The 18,817-nt window shown below is 60.0% G+C and carries 17 protein-coding genes; 7 read left to right on the forward strand and 10 right to left on the reverse strand.

Translation table 11 applies throughout. The annotated features are described in order from the left end of the window. Window positions 1-143: 143 nt before the first annotated feature. The 3 genes from BM408_RS22345 to uraD form a co-directional block, all read right to left on the reverse strand. The gene (locus BM408_RS22345; protein WP_092132925.1) at window positions 144-1,127 is read right to left on the reverse strand and encodes a lysylphosphatidylglycerol synthase domain-containing protein; all 984 of its coding nucleotides are present in this window, start codon (window positions 1,125-1,127) and stop codon (window positions 144-146) included. Window positions 1,128-1,276: 149 nt separating this feature from the next. Further along, entirely contained in the window at window positions 1,277-2,257 is a 981-nt protein-coding gene (locus BM408_RS22350; protein WP_092132885.1) for a Bug family tripartite tricarboxylate transporter substrate binding protein, read from the reverse strand. Window positions 2,258-2,285: 28 nt separating this feature from the next. After that, window positions 2,286-2,843 carry a 2-oxo-4-hydroxy-4-carboxy-5-ureidoimidazoline decarboxylase gene (uraD, locus tag BM408_RS22355; protein ID WP_092132887.1) on the reverse strand — a complete coding sequence of 186 codons (558 nt, stop codon included), beginning with the start codon at window positions 2,841-2,843 and terminating at the stop codon, window positions 2,286-2,288. 114 nt (window positions 2,844-2,957) lie between these two features. Here uraD and BM408_RS22360 point away from each other — a divergent pair, with 114 nt between their 5' ends. The 5 genes from BM408_RS22360 to BM408_RS22380 all read left to right on the forward strand — a co-directional run bounded on the left by BM408_RS22360 (window position 2,958) and on the right by BM408_RS22380 (window position 8,222). After that, the gene (locus tag BM408_RS22360) at window positions 2,958-3,899 is read left to right on the forward strand and encodes a LysR family transcriptional regulator (protein WP_092132889.1); all 942 of its coding nucleotides are present in this window, start codon (window positions 2,958-2,960) and stop codon (window positions 3,897-3,899) included. A gap of 384 nt (window positions 3,900-4,283) precedes the next feature. After that, the gene (locus BM408_RS22365) at window positions 4,284-5,075 is read left to right on the forward strand and encodes a GNAT family N-acetyltransferase (RefSeq protein ID WP_092132890.1); all 792 of its coding nucleotides are present in this window, start codon (window positions 4,284-4,286) and stop codon (window positions 5,073-5,075) included. A 157-nt stretch (window positions 5,076-5,232) separates the two neighbouring features. Next, window positions 5,233-6,234, forward strand: a complete 1,002-nt coding sequence (locus BM408_RS22370) for a phosphotransferase enzyme family protein (protein ID WP_092132892.1) — start codon at window positions 5,233-5,235, stop codon at window positions 6,232-6,234. A 96-nt stretch (window positions 6,235-6,330) separates the two neighbouring features. After that, a complete protein-coding gene (locus tag BM408_RS22375; RefSeq protein WP_139237395.1) occupies window positions 6,331-6,852 on the forward strand; it encodes a GNAT family N-acetyltransferase in 522 nt (173 codons plus the stop codon). Window positions 6,853-6,950: 98 nt separating this feature from the next. Beyond that, entirely contained in the window at window positions 6,951-8,222 is a 1,272-nt protein-coding gene (locus tag BM408_RS22380) for an acyl-CoA thioesterase/bile acid-CoA:amino acid N-acyltransferase family protein (RefSeq protein ID WP_092132896.1), read from the forward strand. Window positions 8,223-8,421: 199 nt separating this feature from the next. Here BM408_RS22380 and BM408_RS22385 read toward each other — a convergent pair whose 3' ends face one another. From BM408_RS22385 to BM408_RS22405, 5 genes are all read right to left on the reverse strand, one after another. After that, window positions 8,422-9,351 (reverse strand): alpha/beta fold hydrolase, encoded by a 930-nt coding sequence (locus BM408_RS22385; protein ID WP_092132898.1) that lies wholly within the window; start codon window positions 9,349-9,351, stop codon window positions 8,422-8,424. 181 nt (window positions 9,352-9,532) lie between these two features. Beyond that, the gene (locus BM408_RS22390) at window positions 9,533-9,946 is read right to left on the reverse strand and encodes a VOC family protein (RefSeq protein WP_092132899.1); all 414 of its coding nucleotides are present in this window, start codon (window positions 9,944-9,946) and stop codon (window positions 9,533-9,535) included. 53 nt (window positions 9,947-9,999) lie between these two features. Continuing rightward, on the reverse strand, window positions 10,000-10,650 hold the full coding sequence (locus tag BM408_RS22395; protein WP_092132901.1) for a dihydrofolate reductase family protein: 651 nt from the start codon (window positions 10,648-10,650) through the stop codon (window positions 10,000-10,002). 55 nt (window positions 10,651-10,705) lie between these two features. After that, complete coding sequence (locus BM408_RS22400) at window positions 10,706-11,122, reverse strand: YciI family protein (protein WP_092132903.1); 417 nt, start codon at window positions 11,120-11,122, stop codon at window positions 10,706-10,708. Window positions 11,123-11,155: 33 nt separating this feature from the next. Then, window positions 11,156-11,572 (reverse strand): nuclear transport factor 2 family protein, encoded by a 417-nt coding sequence (locus BM408_RS22405; RefSeq protein WP_092132926.1) that lies wholly within the window; start codon window positions 11,570-11,572, stop codon window positions 11,156-11,158. Window positions 11,573-11,763: 191 nt separating this feature from the next. Here BM408_RS22405 and BM408_RS22410 point away from each other — a divergent pair, with 191 nt between their 5' ends. Further along, window positions 11,764-12,636, forward strand: coding sequence for a LysR substrate-binding domain-containing protein (locus BM408_RS22410; protein ID WP_092132904.1), 873 nt, complete (start codon window positions 11,764-11,766; stop codon window positions 12,634-12,636). Between the two features lie 94 nt (window positions 12,637-12,730). On the opposite strand, the gene dsr1 is transcribed toward BM408_RS22410, so the two are convergent. Both dsr1 and BM408_RS22420 read right to left on the reverse strand, forming a co-directional pair. Next, window positions 12,731-16,534, reverse strand: coding sequence for an anti-phage defense-associated sirtuin Dsr1 (gene dsr1 / locus BM408_RS22415; protein ID WP_092132906.1), 3,804 nt, complete (start codon window positions 16,532-16,534; stop codon window positions 12,731-12,733). Window positions 16,535-16,648: 114 nt separating this feature from the next. After that, the gene (locus BM408_RS22420) at window positions 16,649-17,152 is read right to left on the reverse strand and encodes a hypothetical protein (protein ID WP_092132907.1); all 504 of its coding nucleotides are present in this window, start codon (window positions 17,150-17,152) and stop codon (window positions 16,649-16,651) included. Between the two features lie 245 nt (window positions 17,153-17,397). Between BM408_RS22420 and urtA the strand changes: the two genes are divergently transcribed. Next, window positions 17,398-18,660, forward strand: coding sequence for an urea ABC transporter substrate-binding protein (gene urtA / locus BM408_RS22425; protein WP_092132909.1), 1,263 nt, complete (start codon window positions 17,398-17,400; stop codon window positions 18,658-18,660). Window positions 18,661-18,817 lie beyond the last annotated feature (157 nt).

Here is an 18,817-nt window from a genome sequence, read left to right on the forward strand (position 1 = left end):
CGAAGTGAGCGAATCCCCACTACGTGACCTTTGGTGACTTTCTTTTGGCGAAGCAAAAGAAAGTTACTGGCCGCCGGGCCACTCCCGGCCAGCAGGAGTCAGAGGAGAGCGCCCCGCTGGAGCAAGACCCAGCCTAAACAGGTTCACTCAGAGCCACTGGGATCAGACCCAGAAAACTTCTCCAACAACCCATAAAGCACCAGTCCCCACATCAGCGGCAAAAAATAATAAAGCGCCCGGTACGCCAGCACCGCCCCCATCAGCGTGCTCTGCTTCACACTCCCCGACAGCAACGCCAGATAAACCGCCTCAATCACCCCCAACCCCCCAGGGATAGGCATGATCACCCCAATGATGGAAGCCGCCATCAACACCCCCAGCGTGATCCCATAAGGCACCTGCTGCCCCAGCAGCAAATACATCGCCGCCCCCATCAGCGCCCAATTAGTGGCAGACAGCACCAGCTGCACCACCGCCAGCCGCGCAGAAGGCAGCTGCAGCTTCTTGCCCCGCACACGCCACGTCCGCCCGCGCGCAAAAGCGCAGGCCACCACATAGCCCAGCGCCAGCAGCACCATGCACACACCCAGCACCCGCAAGGCCGTGGCGCCAATGTGCGCCTGGCTGGGCGGCGCAATCAGGCCCGCGGCAAACAGGCTGCCGGCCACCAGCCCATAACCCAGCCAGTTGGTAGCCAGGCTGATGCCCACGATTTGTGCAATCGTGGCTTCGTCCAGGCCCGCCCGTGCATACAGGCGCGCCCGCAACGCGACGCCGCCTACCAGCGAGCCCAGGTTTAAATTGAAGGCATAACTCGTCACCGCAATCGCCCAGGTCTGCAGGCGCGGCAGCTTGTGTTTTGTGTGGTGCCGGCCAATCAGGTCAAAGCAGCCATACAGCGCATGGCTGATGGTGGCCAGGCCCAGCGCGGCCAGCAAGACGAGCGGCGAATAACGCCACAGCGCCTGCCAGGCGCCCGCCCAGTCCACCTTGTGTGCGTGCGATGCCAGCAGGCCCAGTACCACGATGCCGAACACCGGTACCCCCCAGCGGCGCACGTGCGGCCAGAGGGACGATGCAAAAGCGAAGAAAGGGTTGGCGGAGGCGCGCGCCGCGCTGCTGGGCATGATGACTGCCATTTTGCGCAGCGCGGGCGGGCAGGGCCAGCGAGGCTGGCGCTGGTTTTTGTAGGCCTAAACCGACTGATTGGCGGGCGGCCGCCTGGCTTTGCTGGGCCCGCGGCACTGCGGCGACAGCACCGGATTCTCTGTAGCGACTATTGCGGCACAAGCCCCGCAGCCTTCACCAGGTCCGCATGCAGCGCGATCTCCTGTGCGATGGTTTGCTGGAATTGCTCGGGCGTGGTGGGTGCCATTTCCATGCCTATTTCATAGAGCTGCTTCTTCACATCCTCGCTCTGCAGGATGGCGTGCACCTGGCGGTTCAACTGGTCCACGAGGGCGCGCGGGGTAGCCGCCGGCGCCAGCAGGCCGATCCAGGTCTGCATGACCATGTTCGGGATGCCCGCTTCGCGCATGGTGGGCACGTCGGCGATCAGCGCCGAGCGCTTGTCGCTCATCAACGCCAGCGCGGTCAGCTTGCCGGACTTGAGATACGGCAGCGCCTCGGGCAGAGGCGCGAACAGCAGGTCGACGTTGCCACCCAGCAGATCGGTGATGGCCAGCGCGCCGCCCTTGTAAGGCACATGGGTCATGCGTACCTGCGCCCGCGTCTCGAACATCAGCGCGGCCAGGTGTTGCGGGCTGCCGTCGCCGGAGCTGGCGTAGTTCAGGCTGCCGGGTTTGGCCTTGGCGGCGGCCAGAAGAGCCCCTGCGCTGGAAAACTTCTGCTTGTCCTTGACCACCAGCACCATGGACTGGTTGGCCAGCTTGGTGATGGGGGCGAAATCAGCCTGCGGGTCGTAAGGCAGCTCTTTGAAGATGCTCTTGTTGGTGGTCAGGAACGAGGCGGGCGAAGCCATCAGCGTGTAGCCGTCCGGCGCGGCCTTGGCCACCGCCGGCAGGCCGATGCGGCCGGAGGCGCCGGCCCGGTTGTCTACCAAGAAGGGTTGGCCGGTGACGGCGGCCAGTTTCTGGCCGACCAGGCGCGCAATGATGTCCACCCCGCCGCCGGCAGGCAGCGCCACGATGACTTTCACCGGATGGTCTGGATAAGCGCCCTGGGCGCCGGCGGGCACTGCCGTAGCCAGCAGGCCCAGGGCGCACGTCAGGAGGGAAATTCTGCGTAGGGTGTTCATGGGTAACTCCGGTGGTAGGTCAGGAAGGTCAGGAAGGAACGGATTCGCCGTGGCTGGCCGCGTGGGAAACATCGGACACCAGGCGGTCCAGCCGCAGGCGGGTGATCGCGGCAATTTCGCCGAATGCCGTGGTCAGTTCCGTGGCGCGGTCGTGCTGCAGGCGTTGCTCGAAGGCTTGCAGGGCCGACTCCCGCGTGTGGCGGCGAATGCAGAGGATGAATGGGAAGCCGAAGCGCGCACGGTAGGCCCGGTTGAGCGCGTTCCAGCGTTCGGCCTCGCGTGCATCCAGCTGCGCCAGCGAAAGCGTGCCTTGTTCTGCAATAGACGCATCGGTCATCGTGCCCTGGCGGGCGTCTTCACCGGCCAGCTCCGGGTGTCCGGCATAGAAGGCGACGCGTGTGGGCTCGTCCCGCCCTGCCACCACCCCCACCATGGCCGCGTGCAGTGCTTCGACGGACGCGAAAGGGCGCTGGGCTACGACGCCGTGTGCCACCCAGGGCGCGTGTTCCCAGATGCCGGCCAGGGCGGTGCAAAAGGCCTCGGGTGCACAGGTATTGAGGTGTTCCAGGCTGGATCGTGTGGTCATGGAACGGATCGTAGGGATGCAAATCATTGCCGTCCATCACCATTTTTGCAATGCTGCGTACGCAAAATCAGTACACTCTGCATACACTTATCCCCACCCGCCACCCTCCTATCCATGCGCTATTCGCTTGTTCCCGCCGGCCTGCGCTACGCCGATCAGGTTGCGCGCTCGGGCTCCATCCAGAAGGCCGCGCGCGAACTCCACGTGGCGGCTTCAGCCATCAACCGGCAGATCCTGCATCTGGAGGAAGAACTCGGCGTTCCCTTGTTCGAGCGGCTGCCGCGCGGCATGCGCCTGACGCCCTCGGGCGACGCGCTCATCACGCTGGCGCGCCACTGGCTACAGGACGAACGTGGAGTGGTCGCCGAGATCCGGCGCATCCAGGGCATCCACCAGGGCCATGTGTCGCTGGTGGCGATGGACAGCCATGCCACCAGCGTCATGCCCGCCCTGGTGCGGGATCTGGGTGCGCAGCATCCGCTGATCAGCCTGTCCATTGCACTGGCCACCCCCGACGATGCCGAGGCCGCACTGATGACCGGCCAGGCCGACCTGGCCGCCATCTTCAACCTGAAACCGCGCCGGGAGTTGCTGGTGCTCTGGAAGAGCGCGCTGCCGCTGGGCTGTGTGGTGGCGCCCGGGCACCCGCTGGCGCAGCGCGAGACGGTGAGTTTCCAGGAGGCCATGGCCCACCCGGTCGCGCTGCAGAGCAAGGCGCTGACGATCCGGCGCTATCTCGAGGCGCAGTACAACTGGCTGTTCAAGGAACCGCGCCGCTATACCGAGACCAACTCGCTGCAGCTGGTCAAGCAGCTTGCGCTCGGCGGCAACCATGTGGTGTTCACGTCCGAGCTGGACGTGGCGTCGGAGCTGGCCACCGGCCAGCTGGTCTTTATCCCGGTGCGCGACCGCGGGGCCGAACCGCAGGAGATCAGCGTGGCCGTGGATGCCACCAAGCCGCCCGGCCCGATCGTGAAGCTGGTGTCTGAGCGGCTCATCGCTGCGCTGCAGGACTGCCTTGCGGCGGCACGTGGACGAGGTGCACGCACGGTCTGATAGCGAGGGCGCCATCAAACGAGGAGTGGCTGTCACTTGGGCTGAGTGGTGGAGGAATTTTTTTTATGTCTTAACTGTCGAATCTGATCTGCTGCGCGCATGCGATTTCTGAAGGCGGCAAGCTGGTGCTGGGTGCTCAGGCCGGGCAGGCGAGGTTGGCCGAGGTGTTTCGCAAGGCGGGTTTCACGCATTTCAGGCGGGCTGCGGAGACGCCTTTTAATTTGATTTTTGAGGTGCGGCGGTAGGGCTGACTATCGCCAATGTTCGATTATCGATAACCAGCCGCTGCGACAGCTTTCGGCCAATAGCAGAGCCACGACCGCGCCTCCCAATTTCGGCTGAGAGGTAACCCTATGATGGCTACTCCAGACCGTTGAAAGCGCTATGTTTGAACTGCCAGCGGAACACTACCCCTCTCTGACTCCTCTGTTTGGGTCGCAGCACATCGGTGCCGAAGTCGCAGGTGCCGTGCTCGCTGGCAACACCCAGGGCAAGGTGTTCGTGAGCGCCCCTGATGACTTCCGAACGGCCTTCGTCTACGACAACGGCTTTTGCGTGCTAGGGGGCCCGGTTGCGACTCCGGCATTCGCGAAATCGTGCCTGCAATGGCTCTACGACCATCCGCATCAGGACTTCTTCATCCTCTATCCCAGTCACGAAGGCTGGGTGCCAGTACTGGATACAGTCGCAACCTCTTCGACAAAAAGGATTCAACGAGTCGCCTTTGAATTCAACAAGGAAAGCTTCGATGCGAGACGCTCAAAGTCGTCTCTCGCATCTGGCTTGAGCCTGACACCGATGGATGCAACCCTGATGCGAAAGGTAGAGGCTACCGTGTATCCGTGGATAGGCGGAACGTGGAAATCTGCTACCGATTTCGAGAAGCGCGGTATCGGCTTTTGCGTGTTGACCGAAGGCGGGGTCGTAAGCCTTTGCTATTCGGTCTTCGTGTCTGGTGGGTGCCACGCGATTGACATCCTGACGGTTGAGAAGTTCAGGGGCCTTGGGCTGGCAGAGGCCGTCGCGTCCGCCTTCATAGACGAATGCGTTCACCGCGGCCTGCAGCCAACATGGGATTGCTTTGAACAAAATTTGCCGTCGATGCGCCTCGCGCAAGCGCTGGGTTTCAAGGCAACGCACAAGTTCCTCGTGTATTCGTGGCAGCGGACAACCTAGCGGCCCCTACCGTGCGTACGGGCCCCTTCGGGCCGGCAGAAAGTAGGGTGCGAGTCCAAAGCTCTGGTTCCGCGACCGGCTACATTTGGCCAGAAGCGGCCGTTCGAGTCTGCGCGCCGCCGCGCCATAATTGCGCCTTCTTTCTTGCGGGACAAGCATGCAACTGGAAATCGCGCAATCGACGCCAACGGCAGGCAGCATCGCCGCCCTTGTGCAGGCCGGCTATGGACTCGGCGAGGTCGTCGGGAGTGAGTTCCTCCGGCGAAGTTTCAATCAGGTCTATCGACTGGAATTTGCCAGTGGGCAGCGCGTTGTGGCGCGTCTGTGTGCTGAGCGGCCGCGGGGTGGTCCCAATGTGATGTTTGAAGCTGCGGCACTGGAGCATTGGGCCCAAGTCGGCTGCCAGGTCTCTCGCTGCGTCACAACGGCGACGGGCGAGATCGCCATACAGGTGCCGCTGCCGGAAGGTGCCCGGATGCTGATGCTCTTCGAATATCTGGAGGGGGAGTTCACTGGTGAATCAACAGCTGACGTGAAGGCCTTCGCGCACGGATTGGCCGCCTTGCACCAGGGGGGCGAAAGCTACCGGGGGCCGGAGAGCGCCTATGTGCTTGACCTGAACTACCTTCTCCTCAGGCCGCTGGAGGGACTGCTTCGCGCGCCGTCCATGACAGGCGGATTGCGCCCGCAATTCGAGAAGCTGGGCTTGCGGCTGTACGATGACATCCTGGCCATGGGCGAGCTGAGCCGTGTGATATGTCACGGCGACGCGCACGGCCAGAACAACTTCGTCACGACCGATGCCGAAGGGCAACGCCAAGCCATATTTTTCGATTTCGATGAGGTGGGACCGGGCTACCTGGCGTATGAGCTTGCGGTCTACCCATGGAACCTCTACCCGCGCGCGCCTGACGGTGAGGTGAGCAGCAAGGCGGAAATGCAGTGGAAAAATTTCATCTCCGCCTACCGGGACAGACGCCCGGTCGCAGATGCCGACCTTGCCGCCATCTCACGTTTCATGGCGGTGCGGCAATTCTGGTTGCTGGGAGAGTACGCAGGACGCGTACCGGTTTGGGGTTCCCAAACCATGACGACCGGCCAACTCCACCGACAGGTCGAATTGCTACGCCAATGGGAGACCTTGCAATTGCCAACTTAGCGGCCCATCCCAACAGCCGTAATGGACCCCTTTGTGCCGGTCACAGCTTCGGCTACAGTCGGCCAGAAGCGGACCTCCGACTAACGCAAGGACTCTGTGAAGCCAGAACTCAACACTCGCCAACTGATGCCCTCTGATGCGGACGAATTTTCCGCCTTGCGACGTCGGGTCACCGAGCACAATCCCGTGCCTATGGGGCTTTCGCTAGCTGAAGAGTTGACCAGGCCGCTGCAGGGGTTCCGTGATCAGTTGGGCGCTCCCGCCCCGAGCGCGGCCTTCGGCGTTTTTGTCGACGGCCTCCTGCGTGCGTGCTCGGCCGTCGCGTGGACGAGCCGATTTCCCTCTTCCATGCACAAGGTGACCCTTTGGGGGACTTTCGTTGATCCATCGCATCGAGGTCAAGGATTCGGCCGGATGGCTGTCGAGGCTGCGCTGGAACACGCACGCTCACAAGATGTGCGCCGCGTCAATTTGACCGTGTTCTTGCCAAACACCGCCGCAATCGGCCTTTACCAGTCGCTCGGCTTTGAACCCTACGGTCTCGAACCCGAAGCAATTCGGCTGGATGGTACGTTCCATGATGGCCAACACATGAGCCTGTTGCTAAGAAGCCATTGACACTCGTTGTTGGCTGACCACCAAGTAAAGTCAAGCTGTGCTCATGGGCAGCTTCCACATCCAGAATTGCCCAAACCAATACTTCCAGGGCCTGCTTCATGAAGTTCGACACGCTGCCTCATCAATGTCTTGTGGACGAGATGCTCCAGATTCGGGTGCTGGGGCTTTGTGCCGACGAACGATTGACCCTGAACCTGTGGAGCTGCTTCAATGATGTCGTGTGGCTGTCCGAGGCGGTCTTCATTGCAGACGCCCACGGCGTCGTGGACCTGAGCACACAGGCGCCTGTTTCCGGCTCATACACGGGCGTCGATTCCATGGGGCTCTTCTGGTCTCGTGCCCCAGTGCCTCCCGAGGTCACCAGAGGCTACGAAGGCAAAAGTACGGACCCGCTCACGGCAACGCTCACAGCAGAAAAGGACGGCGGTGCGCCGCGAATCACCCATGTTGTGAGGCGTGTTTACATGGATGAACGGGTTGTGTTGCGGGAGGTCCGGGAAAAGGGCCTTGTTGGCAAGATGTTTGAACCCAATCGACCCGGCCCTCACAGCGCAGTCCTTGTGGTGGGTGGCTCCAACGGGGGATTGGCCTGGTCTCAGGAGATGGCGGCGCTGCTGGCATCCCGGGGCTATGCAGCACTTGCCCTCGCTTACTTCGGCGCCGACGGCCTGCCACCAACGCTCGACCGCATTCCGCTCGAATACTTTGCCACGGCCTTGGAATGGCTGGCAGCGCAGCCCGCCATCGCGGCCGAACAAGTCGCAGCGGTTGGTATTTCGCGAGGCGGAGAGCTGGCCTTGCTTCTCGGCGCAACGTTCCCTGAAATACGGGCTGTGGTCGCGTATGCGCCCAGTGGCATCCTCTGGCCCGCGTACCCTGAAAGCGGAAATGGAGCCTGGACTTTAAGCGGGGAGGAGCTTCCTTACGCCAGGACGCTGACGCATGCGCAGTGGGATGAGGCGCTCGCGACCGGCAACGCAAATGAAGGTAGCTTCGATTGGTACTTCATCCCGTTGCAGGATGCAGCGTACGCGAGCAGGGCATCCATCCGCGTGGAAAACATCAATGGACCGGTGCTGATGATTAGCGGCGTTGACGACAAGGTCTGGCCGTCTACCGAACTGACGGAGTTCGCTTTAGAGCGCTTCAAACGACAGGGCTTTCGCCATCCGGTCAAACATCTGGCCTATACAGGCGCGGGACACAGCATCGCTTGGCCAAACGGTCCAACGACGATGCTCAAGTCGAAGCATCCGGTATCGGGCGAAGAAATGGATATGGGTGGAACGCCAGAGGGGACTGCACGTGCGAGACAGGATTCGTGGCCTCGAATGCTTGAGTTCCTGAGTGGTGCACTCGGCGGCGGCTAGACCTTTTCCAGCCTATTTGCATCGAGGAACCTATCGCATCTCAATGACCGCTTAGGGCCCATTGCAGCCGTCGACGAATATCCGCTTCTGGCCGAAACCGGTCAAAGCTGACTAACGACAATATTGCATGATCGATAGCCAGCACGCCAAGGCCAGGCCAGAACCTCGATAAAGAGGTCCGGATTTTCCGCTGCTCTTGCTACTTCTGCCCAGCCACCTGCTGCGCCCAGCTGGCCGTATTGCTCTTTCCATCCAAGAAGGGCAAAACCGTCGGCACCAGGGCAGGCGCGAGGAACAGGTCGTAGTGCGTGAACCCCGGCAAGATCGCCAGACGGTTCTTTGCCATGTTCTCCCGCATCCAGCCAGCGTCCTTCAGTCCGCCGCCCAGCAACTGGTAGAACTTCACGATGTGCTCGGGGCGGTACATGTCGCTGTCGCCAAAGACTAGCATGACCGGCATCTGCAGCTTTTTCACGTCTTCTGAATAGTCATAGGGCTTGCGCATAAAGGCGCCCATCTGGTCCAGCAGCTTGGGGAAATCCTGCGGGCGCGGCGCGACCGCGGCGTAGGACTTGTACATCGGGGTTTCCTTCATCATGTCGGCCATGCCCGCGCCGACTTGCGCCTGCATCGGCAGCATCTCCGGGAAGAAGCCATCTTGCGCGTAGCCGGCCGACACCAGCACCAGGCGCCGCACGCGCTCGGGGTGTTGCACCGCCAGGCGGAAGGCGACACCGCCGCCCATGGAATAACCCATCACGTCCACCTGGTTGTGGCCAAGCTGCTTGAGGATTTGCGCCATGTCGTCGCCCATGTCGACCAGGCTGACGGGCCGCTCGGTCAGCGCCGTGCGGCCATGGCCGTACAGGTCAACGCCTATCACCTGGCGGGTTTTGGTCAGCGCCGTCAGCACTGGGCCGAACATCTCGAACTGGCCCAGGCCGCCATGCAAGAGCAGCAGCGGCTCGCCCTGGCCGTGGACCTGGTAGTGGTAGTTGACGCCGTTGACGCTGAGGTAGCCGCTTTTGACGGGCTTGCTCTCCTGGGCCTGGGAAGCGGCAGGGAGCAGGGTGGCAACAGCCACCGCGGCGGTAAGCAGCGGGGCGAAAAGGGTACGCAGGAACTTCATCGATTTCTCCTTGAGTTAAGAATTGGGAAATTGGGAATCAGGAACAGGCCCCGCGCGTTCATTGATCGTTTTGGGGTGTTTCCATCAACACGACGAACGGGGCCTGTGAATTCGACAAATTTCGACAAAAAAATCGAAAGAAATTCAAAAGAAATTCAAAAAAAGCCGGCTACCTACCCACTTACGCGGTGGCCTGCGCCGCCGCCATATCCATCCACACCGGCTCAAACACATGGCCGTCCGGGTCCTGAAAGGCGCGGGTGTACATAAAGCCCATGTCCTGCGGCGGGCGAACGTCGGCTTTGCCGCCGGCAGCGGCTGCGGCTTTTGTGATCGAGTCCACCTCTTCGCGGCTGTCACGCGACAGGGCCAGCAGCACTTCGCAGGTTTGCTGCGCGTCGGGGATGCGCTTTGATGTGAAAGTGCCAAAGTATTCGTGCGTGAGCAGCATGAAGCTGATGGTCTCCGACCAGGCCATCATGGCGGCTTGGTCGCTGCTGAACTGCAGGTTTTGCTCGCAGCCGATCGCTTTGTAAAAGCGTATGGAGGCAGCGAGGTCTTTTACGGGCAGGTTGACGAAGATCATCTTGGGCATGGTTATCTCCTGGGGGTTGAGGTTGGGGTTGGTTGAGCTTGGGTTAGGGGAAATCAGTGATGGGCCGCGCATGTGAAGGTCATATGCGTGACGCCGCTGGGCGACGAGACGGACTCGATCTGGTAGTTCTTCTCTAAGCCTTCCAGGCCGTCCCAAAGCCGCACACCGCGGCCGAGCAGGATGGGCACCACCACGACGTGGATGTGGTCGACCAGCCCGGCCTTGATGAACTCGCGAAGCATGGTCGGGCCCCCGCCTATGCGTATGTCCTTGCCGCCCGCCGCCTTGCGGGCCGCCGCGAGCGCTTCCGCCGGCGATGCGTCGATGAAGTGGTAGGTCGTGCCACCCTCCATCTCGATTGGCGGACGGGTGTGATGGGTCAGGATAAAGACCGGTGTGTGAAACGGTGGGTTGGGCCCCCACGGGCCCTTGTATTCAGGGTCCTTCTCCCAGCCGGGGTAGCCGTATTTGTGGGCGCCCATGATCTCGGCGCCAATCCCCGGCGCAAAAAGGCGGGTGAAGGCGTCATCAACGCCGGCTGTGCCGCCAGGCTGGCCCAGCATCCGGCGGCCCGCCTGGCTGGCGAACATCCAGTCGTGCAGCCGTTCACCGGCGTGGCCGAATGGTTCCTTGCGGGTTTGGCCCTCGCCGGTCCCGAAACCGTCGAGCGAGATGGCGAAGTTTTGAACGCGGACAAGTGACATGGGGGTGCTCCTTGCGTGGGGGTGAATCAGCGGGGCGTGGGCCAGGCAATCTGCGTCAGGCAATCTGCGCGCGCAGCCGCTCTTCCTGCTCGCGCAGCTCGGGCGTGAAGGCTTCACCGAAGTCTTCCGCCGCAAAGACCTGGCGGATCTCGAGATCCGACTCGCCCGGCATCGGGTTGGGGCAGCGCTTGGCCCATTCGATAGCCTCTTGCAGCGAGGCGCACTGCCAGATCCAGAAGCCGGCCACCAGCTCCTTGGTTTCGCTGAACGGCCCGTCAATCACCGTGCGGTTCTTGCCCGAAAAGCGCACACGAGCGCCCTTTGAACTCGGGTGCAAACCTTCACCGGCCTGCATGATGCCCGCCTTGACGAGCTCTTCGTTGTACTTACCCATCTCCGTGAGCAACTGCTCGCTGGGCATGATGCCGGCTTCACTGTCGGCGGTGGCTTTGACCATAACCATGAATTTCATGAGAGCTCTCCTGTTGGGGTTAAAGAAACGAAATCACTGGGTTTGCACGCCGCGGTATTTGTCACCGACGGAATCGCGTATAGGCGCCGTGTCGTAGACGATGGTCATCGCCTCGATCAGGCCCTGCTCGTCAAAATCAAAAAGGTCCACACACTCGAAGCTGACCTGCGCACCATCAGCCAGCTCCCATCGGTAGGTAAAGCTGGTTGAAGCCCGGCGCGAGCCCACGCCGCTCACAAACACTTCGGGGCTTTCAATAATGCTGCGCCGTGTAGCCGCCTTGAGCAGGTCAAAGAACTTGCCCACCGGCTGCACACCCAGAAAGGGCGAGTGCACAGTGCCCCGGGGGCTGAACAGCGACACGATGCCGCGCACGTCGCCTGCGGCCAGCAGGGTCAGGTAGTTGTTGATGACGGCGATGTACGCCAGTGCGTTCGAGCTGATAACCATTGTTTTGGAAGCGTGTTGAGACGTGTTGAAAGAAGTGCGCTGATCGTAGAAGCGCCCGCGCCAGAGCACCAACGAAAGTTTTTGGGGGCAGCCATGTGCGCCGCGCATGGCTGCTGCCGCCACGGGGGCGGCCACGATAAACTGCGCCCATGCACGACACCGCTTGCCACATTTCTTACAAGGCCTGAGCCATGCCGGCCCTGCCACCCCTCTATGCCCTGCAGGCCTTTTTGGCCGCCGCTGATTGCGGCAGCTTCACCGGCGCGGCCACCCGGCTCAACCTGACGCAAGGCGCGGTGAGCCGGCAAGTGCAACTGCTGGAGGAGTACTACGGCTGCCCGCTCTTTGTGCGGCAAGCCCGCGGCCTGACGCTCACCCCAGAAGGCCTGGAGCTGCTGGCGCCCGTGCGGCAAGCAATGCAGACACTGACTGAAGCCGGCGCCCGCGTGCGGCGCGGTGCCGATGTCCTCAGAGTCCAGTTCCCGCCCACCATGGCCGTCAGGTGGTTCCTGCCCCGTCTGCCGGCCTTGCAGGCAGAGCTGCCAGGCCTGGAGATACGCGTAGCCACCCACTGGACGGACGCACCCGACTTCAGCAATTCCGATGCCGACGCCATCATTGCCCACGGCAAAGGCGGCTGGCCCCAGCTGGCCGAAGTGCCGCTAATGCGCGAGCGCCTGGTGCCCCTGTGCACACCGGAAATGGCCGCCAGCCTGCGCGAGCCAAGCGACCTCGCCAGCGCAACCTTGTTGCACGCTACGCCCCAACGTCACGAATGGTTGATGTGGCTGCGCGGCGCCGGCGTGCCGGACTTGCAAGGCGCGCGTGAGCAGTTGTTTGACACGGTAGATATGTGCGTGCAAAGCGCCGAGCGCGGCCTGGGCGTTGCGATTGCCGATGCTGCCTTGTTCACCGACCTGATTGCCTCACAGAAAGTGGTGAAGCCCTTTGACATTGAGGTCGACAGCGGGAACGGTTATTTCCTCACCTACCCGTCTGAGCGGCGGGAGCAGCGGAATATTCGGCGGTTTGAGGAGTGGCTTGTGTCTGCGTTGGGGGTGTGAGTCTGCTGTGGGTCGTAGTACACAGGATCATGCTTGATCTGTTGCGCGCGCTAGTTAAGGATTCGGAAACGTGGTGCTAGGCCTGTTTTCGACTTCAAAGGCCAGCCCTCCGCGCCAGTTCATCCACCCGCATGACGCGTCGATCCTGGCGTAAATTTGGCAATGCCAATAGGATTTCGTTCAGGCATTGCCGCAACTGCGAGGGGAGCCAAGCCGACTGTTCGGAGAGGATGATGTGTAGAAACTGCAGGGCACTTTCCGGAAACAACGTGCAAAGACCTGATTCGTGCAGGCGGTGAATGACATAGTCAGGATGCTCAATCGCTCTCAGCCAGTTTTCCAATTGCATGACCGCTGCAGGAAACTCATTTCCAGCAGCAATGCAAAGCCTTGCAAGTGATGAGCCATCGATCCCTTGGGCTCGATCGTGTGTCTTCGGCCAGACTTTTTTCCAGAAAGGGCTGACACGATTTCGCCAGTATTCTTCGCGCTGCTTACCTGTGCTTTCGACTGCCTTGACCAATGCTTCCGCCAAATCGCGCAGGCCTTCTGCCGACAATGAACGAACTGCACTGGCTAGCTCTGTGGTCTTGAATGTATCGCCTGGGTCGAGTGCAGCGAGCGCCAGAAGCGATGCGTATTGGCTGCCGTGTTTTCCAAGTTGCCCATAGTGACTTGCCGTGTCTAGGAAGGCGGGTTTAAGGAGCTGCATCATCGGCCGATACAGACGCGGCGACCATAAATAACCTTCCCATGCCGAACGCGCTTCAGTTGCAGACTGTCTCCAGTCAAATAGCGGGAGTAGATACCGCGCCGCCCAGTCCGGATCCACTCTGAACAAAGTAATCGCGTGCGTTGCGAGCAATACTCTTCCATTTACGAAGGTGACATTGGTTGTGTCACATAAGTAGGTAAATATAGTTTTAAGTTCCTGCGGAAGTTGTTGACCGTCTTCCAGTTCATCGCGATACCACCAATCTAGAAGACCGTTTGTCACGTGACCCACAGGATGATTGATGGCATGAAAGACCGGCTCATCGATTTTGTCGTCAACATCGAACTCAAGTCGAAGGACACGTGTGATTAGTATGACGAAGTGATCAAGGTGGCCTTCAAACGTCTTCCCAATTGACTGCAACCACCAACTCATTCCGTGGGCTGTCGCTTGGAGCAACGATTCAGGCGCGCTGACCAAGAGCGGAGCCATGAAGTGCCACGAGGGCGTTCGTAGCTTGTCTTCTGACCACGCTTGGAGCGCATCTCTCCAACGTTCAACAGGCCAGATTCCCTTGCGAATTACTAGTTGATATAGCGCATACGCGGTCGCTTGAAAGCTTTCTGAACATCGTTGTCTCCAGTCATCCTGCTCGTCTGGCCCTAGTTCGGGGTGCGCCAATAGGTAGGCGAGTACGCCGCGACGACTGCGAGGCACTGCTGTGAAGGTCCTCCAGGGGTCTCGATTGCCGACCCAGCCGCTATCCATCCAGAACGGAAACTCCTCACGCTCATCCCCCTCAAGATCCCAGATTGGATTCGCTTCCGATAGCGTACCCAGCCGGGAGCGCGCAAGTTCACCCAAGACGGCGCCGGCAAGCGTCAGCTTTTTCAACCTTAGCCATATCTCTCGATTAACTAGTTGCGCCCAATGATCGGCATCAATGTCACTTCGAAACATCTCGCGCGGCGGTCCAATGAGAATGGCTGCCTCCAGCTTATCTAGCGATTCTCGGTCCAGAACTGGCGCTAAAGCAACGAGTAAGCGCAAGGCTTCACGCTGAGTCTCTACTGACCACAGCCACCAACTCTCATCATTGAAAAGGAAGCGCAAAGTCATCGTTGGTGGAATGACGTCTACGTGCGTACCGGTGAAGAATGACAGTCTACGAAAAACAGGATATGGCCCTGACGCCCATGCTTCGGCCACAGCTCGAGCCTGCTCTGGCGCACGAGACGCTGTCGCAACCCAAGCATCACGAGCTAACTCTATTAGCGCAGTCCAATCATGAAAGTTTCTGTTCTGTGGATGTTTGGATATAGAGGGTTGGTGAGAATAGCTGTGGTCTCGCTTCCCATCTGCATCGCCTAACTCCTGCATCAGATCCAAAGCGTCGTGCAGAAGCACATTAAAGTCGAGCAGGAGGTGAGGCAGAGCATCCAGCCAAGCCCGATCCTCACGGATGTCGCTCAATGCAGAATGCACGTGATCTGATGCCAGCTCCAACTCCCAATCAACAATATTCTTGACCTCGTGTGCTGCGTCGTTAGCTACCGTTTCGTCGGACCAGTGAAACGGTTCGCGCAACACAACACAGGGCGCTAAGGCGTCCTTTAACGCGAATCGCACGCTAGCAGTCAACCCATCCCGTTTAAATTGTTCTCTCCATCTGTATAGATCGAAGCTATGCGTCCCGGCCCTTACGCGCCCATTCAGCAATAAACGCCATAGCGTGCGCATTGCAGCTCGCGGAATTGCTTTGGGCGAGGCGTTGCGAATACGCGCTAGTTCTTTCGCATCACTTGAGCGTTCAAGTTTGGCTAATTCGTTGAGGCGCCGCTCTATGAGCCATGTCAACTGGTGGTGCAACCTGCCGCCTCGTTTGATGAGCCACAGTAGCAGCTTCGGATCGTCAAGGTGTCGTACTAGCCAGCAAGCGAGGTGATGCATTGGCGCATCCCATTCGCTGCCCCGGTTCCCGCTATCAGATAACACCATCCACGGCGCCTTGGTGTAAGGTGCGGGGCGTCGAGTAAAACTGAATTCGAGTTTTTTGTCGGCAGTAACTAATGCTGGCACCCCAAAACGCCCTAGGTCCTCATGGCGATAGAGATCCTGACTCAGCGGCTCTAACCAGTCCAGCGACGGTACTGGGTCCAATTCCGCAAATCGCTTGGCGGGCAAGCCATGCGGATCGCTCAGCGCCCATAACATTCGGCCGATAAAGTCATCCTGTTTCGTAGCTGCGAGGGGGCGCCCTATCGCGCATTCCACGACAATTCTCTCTTTACCGCGAACGCCGTCCCGATATGTCTGCGCCCACGCGCGAAGCGTGCTGTGCAGATAGGAATGGTCGTGGCCCTTTCGCTCACGATACAAAATCGGGGTAACGTTCTTGGCATTCCATTCGTTAGCTCTGGCTGCCTCCTTTCCGTTCTTATAGCTGCCAAACGCGAACATCTCCGGTGGCGACTCTCCCAGTAGCCGGTCTGCTGCCAGCGCATCCATCATGTACCGCAGAACCGGATCGTTGATGCTGTAACCGATAAAGCAAACTGTGTAGCCGCGAAACAACTCACTCACGAAGCGTGCTGCCCAGCGTTCTGTTAAGTACGCCAAACCGAAGTCACCACTAGAAATCACTAAGCAGTCCAACTCCGCCGGCTTGGGGGCGGCTGATAACAGGCCATGCAGATAGACCAAGCCGTCCCACCTTGCTTTGGGCACCGGAAGAAGCGGGGCTTGATAGGTTTGCAACGAGAGCGACTGGGACTTTATTAAGTGCTCAAAGAGACGGTCGAAGTTTGTTGTGATGAGCCGCGTTCGGCCAGTTCGGTTCTGACTCAGCGTTAGCAACGCTTCATGAGTAGCAGTGGCATTAGGAGCTGAAAAGTCTGGCTTAAGTACCAAAGCCATCGCACGGCGCACTGTCTCCCGCCCGCCCATCACTCCGGCCTCTAACAGCCCAATCGCTGTGTCGAACTGTCCTGCCTTTATCGCCGCTAGCTGCACGGCATTTGGTATGACGGATAGCTCCGCATACAACATGTCAACCAAACCACCGAAGCCGGGGAGCCGTGCCGGATAGGAGATTCCCGCGCCACAAAAAAATACTACGCGCCCATCCTCGTGCAACTGCAATAGACGTTCAGGAATATCGGGACCGTCGCGCAGAAATTTCATTTTTTGACCCCCAATGGTGTCTATTGTGGTTCGTTGCTCAGTTTGCTCTCAGGGGATTATTTGACCGAAGGCTGCCGTGATGGTTGCCATGTTGGCGATTAGCAGCTCACATCCCTACCGACCCGTAAACCCAACCGGCAACACCGGCGGCCCCTTTCTGTACATATCTACATAAATCGTGATGGTCTTGCTACCGCCGTCTACCTGAATGTCATACACATCCAGCAGCCCGCCACCTGTCGGGATCGACTTGTCTTCGTACTCGCAGCAGGCGCCCCGGCGCTCGTAGGTGACGGGTTCGCCTTTGGGGCCGCGCAATGAGTTGAGGTACAGAAGGTGAAGCCGGTTGTCGTAGGGGCCGGTTCTGATGGCTTTGTCGGCTGAGTAGCCGTAGCCTGGGTCGGTGGCGGTTGGCAGCTTGATGACGCGAAGGTAGGGTGCCGTTGAGTCAGATCGGCCGTTGGGGATGCCTTTCCCGTTCTGACGGGTGACGGAAAGGATCTTGGGCTCGGGGTTGCTTGCGCCAGCGCCCGGCTGGGTGGTTTGGCAACCGGCGAGCAGGGCACCGGTCAAGGCAAGGATGGCCAGGCGTGAAGAGCGGGAAATCAGCGCGTTCATAGAAGAGAGTCCTCGTTTTTTTGTTTGATATGGGAGGGTTAATAGGCGCAGCGGCCTCCCTGTCAATGCCGGCCCTCACCGGCATTCCGCAGCATACCGGCCACCCCCCGCATACGCCACCCGGCGTATTCCCCAATCCCCCTCCGGTCCCCAGAATCGGTTCATCGCTGTGTAAAAGCCCTGGTTTCCCCGGCTTTCGCGCAGCGAAACGCGATTTACCTAAAACCCTACCGGAGTGGATTCACATGCAGCAACGTCGATTTACCCTCAAGGCGCTTACCGCCGCAGTCGCACTGGCAGGCCTTGGCGCTGTGCCAGCTTTTGCCCAGGACACCATCAAGGTTGGCATCTTGCACAGCCTGTCGGGCACCATGGCCATTTCTGAAACCACGCTGAAAGACACCGTGTTGATGGCGATCGAAGAGATCAATGCCAAGGGCGGCGTGCTGGGCAAGAAGCTCGAGCCCGTGGTGGTTGACCCGGCCTCCAACTGGCCCCTGTTTGCTGAAAAGACCAAGCAGCTGCTCGGCCAGGACAAAGTCTCCGTCATCTTCGGCTGCTGGACGTCTGTCTCCCGCAAGTCGGTGCTGCCAGTCGTTGAAGAAATGAACGGCCTGCTGTTCTACCCCGTGCAGTACGAGGGTGAAGAGCTCTCCAAGAACGTGTTCTACACGGGCGCGGCGCCTAACCAGCAAGCCATTCCTGCGGTCGACTATTTGATGAGCAAGGCCGGCGGCGGCGCCAAGCGCTGGGTTCTGCTGGGTACTGACTATGTCTACCCACGCACCACCAACAAGATCCTGCGCGCTTACCTCAAGAGCAAGGGCGTGGCTGACAAGGACATCGACGAAAAATACACCCCCTTCGGCCACAGCGACTACCAAACCATCGTGGCTGACGTGAAGAAATTCTCGCAAGGCGGCAAGACGGCTGTGGTGTCCACCATCAACGGTGACTCCAACGTGCCCTTCTACAAAGAGCTGGGCAATGCCGGCCTGAAGGCCAAAGACGTGCCCGTGGTTGCCTTCTCTGTGGGTGAAGAAGAACTGCGCGGCGTGGACACAAAACCGCTGGTCGGCCACCTGGCTGCCTGGAACTACTTCCAGTCGATCAAGAGCCCGGCCAACACCGAGTTCATCAAGAAGTGGTCTGCCTACGCCAAAGCCAAAAAACTCCCTGGCTCTGACAAGCCTCTGACCAACGACCCGATGGAAGCCACCTACATCGGCATCAACATGTGGAAGCAGGCTGTTGAAAAGGCCAAGTCCACCGAGACCGACAAGGTGATCGCCGCCATGGCCGGCCAGACCTTCAATGCGCCTTCCGGCATCGTGAGCAAGATGGACGAGAAAAACCATCACCTGCACAAGTCGGTGTTTATCGGCGAAATCAAGGCTGACGGCCAGTTCAACGTGGTTTGGAAGACGCCTGGTCCGGTTAAGGCCAAGCCATGGTCTCCATACATTGAAGGCAATGACAAGAAGCCTGATGAGCCTGTGAAGAAGTAAGAAGCTACTGCGCGAGCCAATCTGGGCTCCGCGGTGCTCACCGTACTGGTGTACGGTTCCGCGCCGCAGAACCCACCTTGGCCCGCTCGCTACGCTTCTTCCAATCTTGACGCCTTGGGCGTCTACGGCCCAGTTCTTGCTCATAGCAGAGCAAGGC

This window comes from Polaromonas sp. YR568 (assembly GCF_900116715.1).
In the GTDB taxonomy this organism is placed as follows: Bacteria; Pseudomonadota; Gammaproteobacteria; order Burkholderiales; family Burkholderiaceae_C; genus Polaromonas.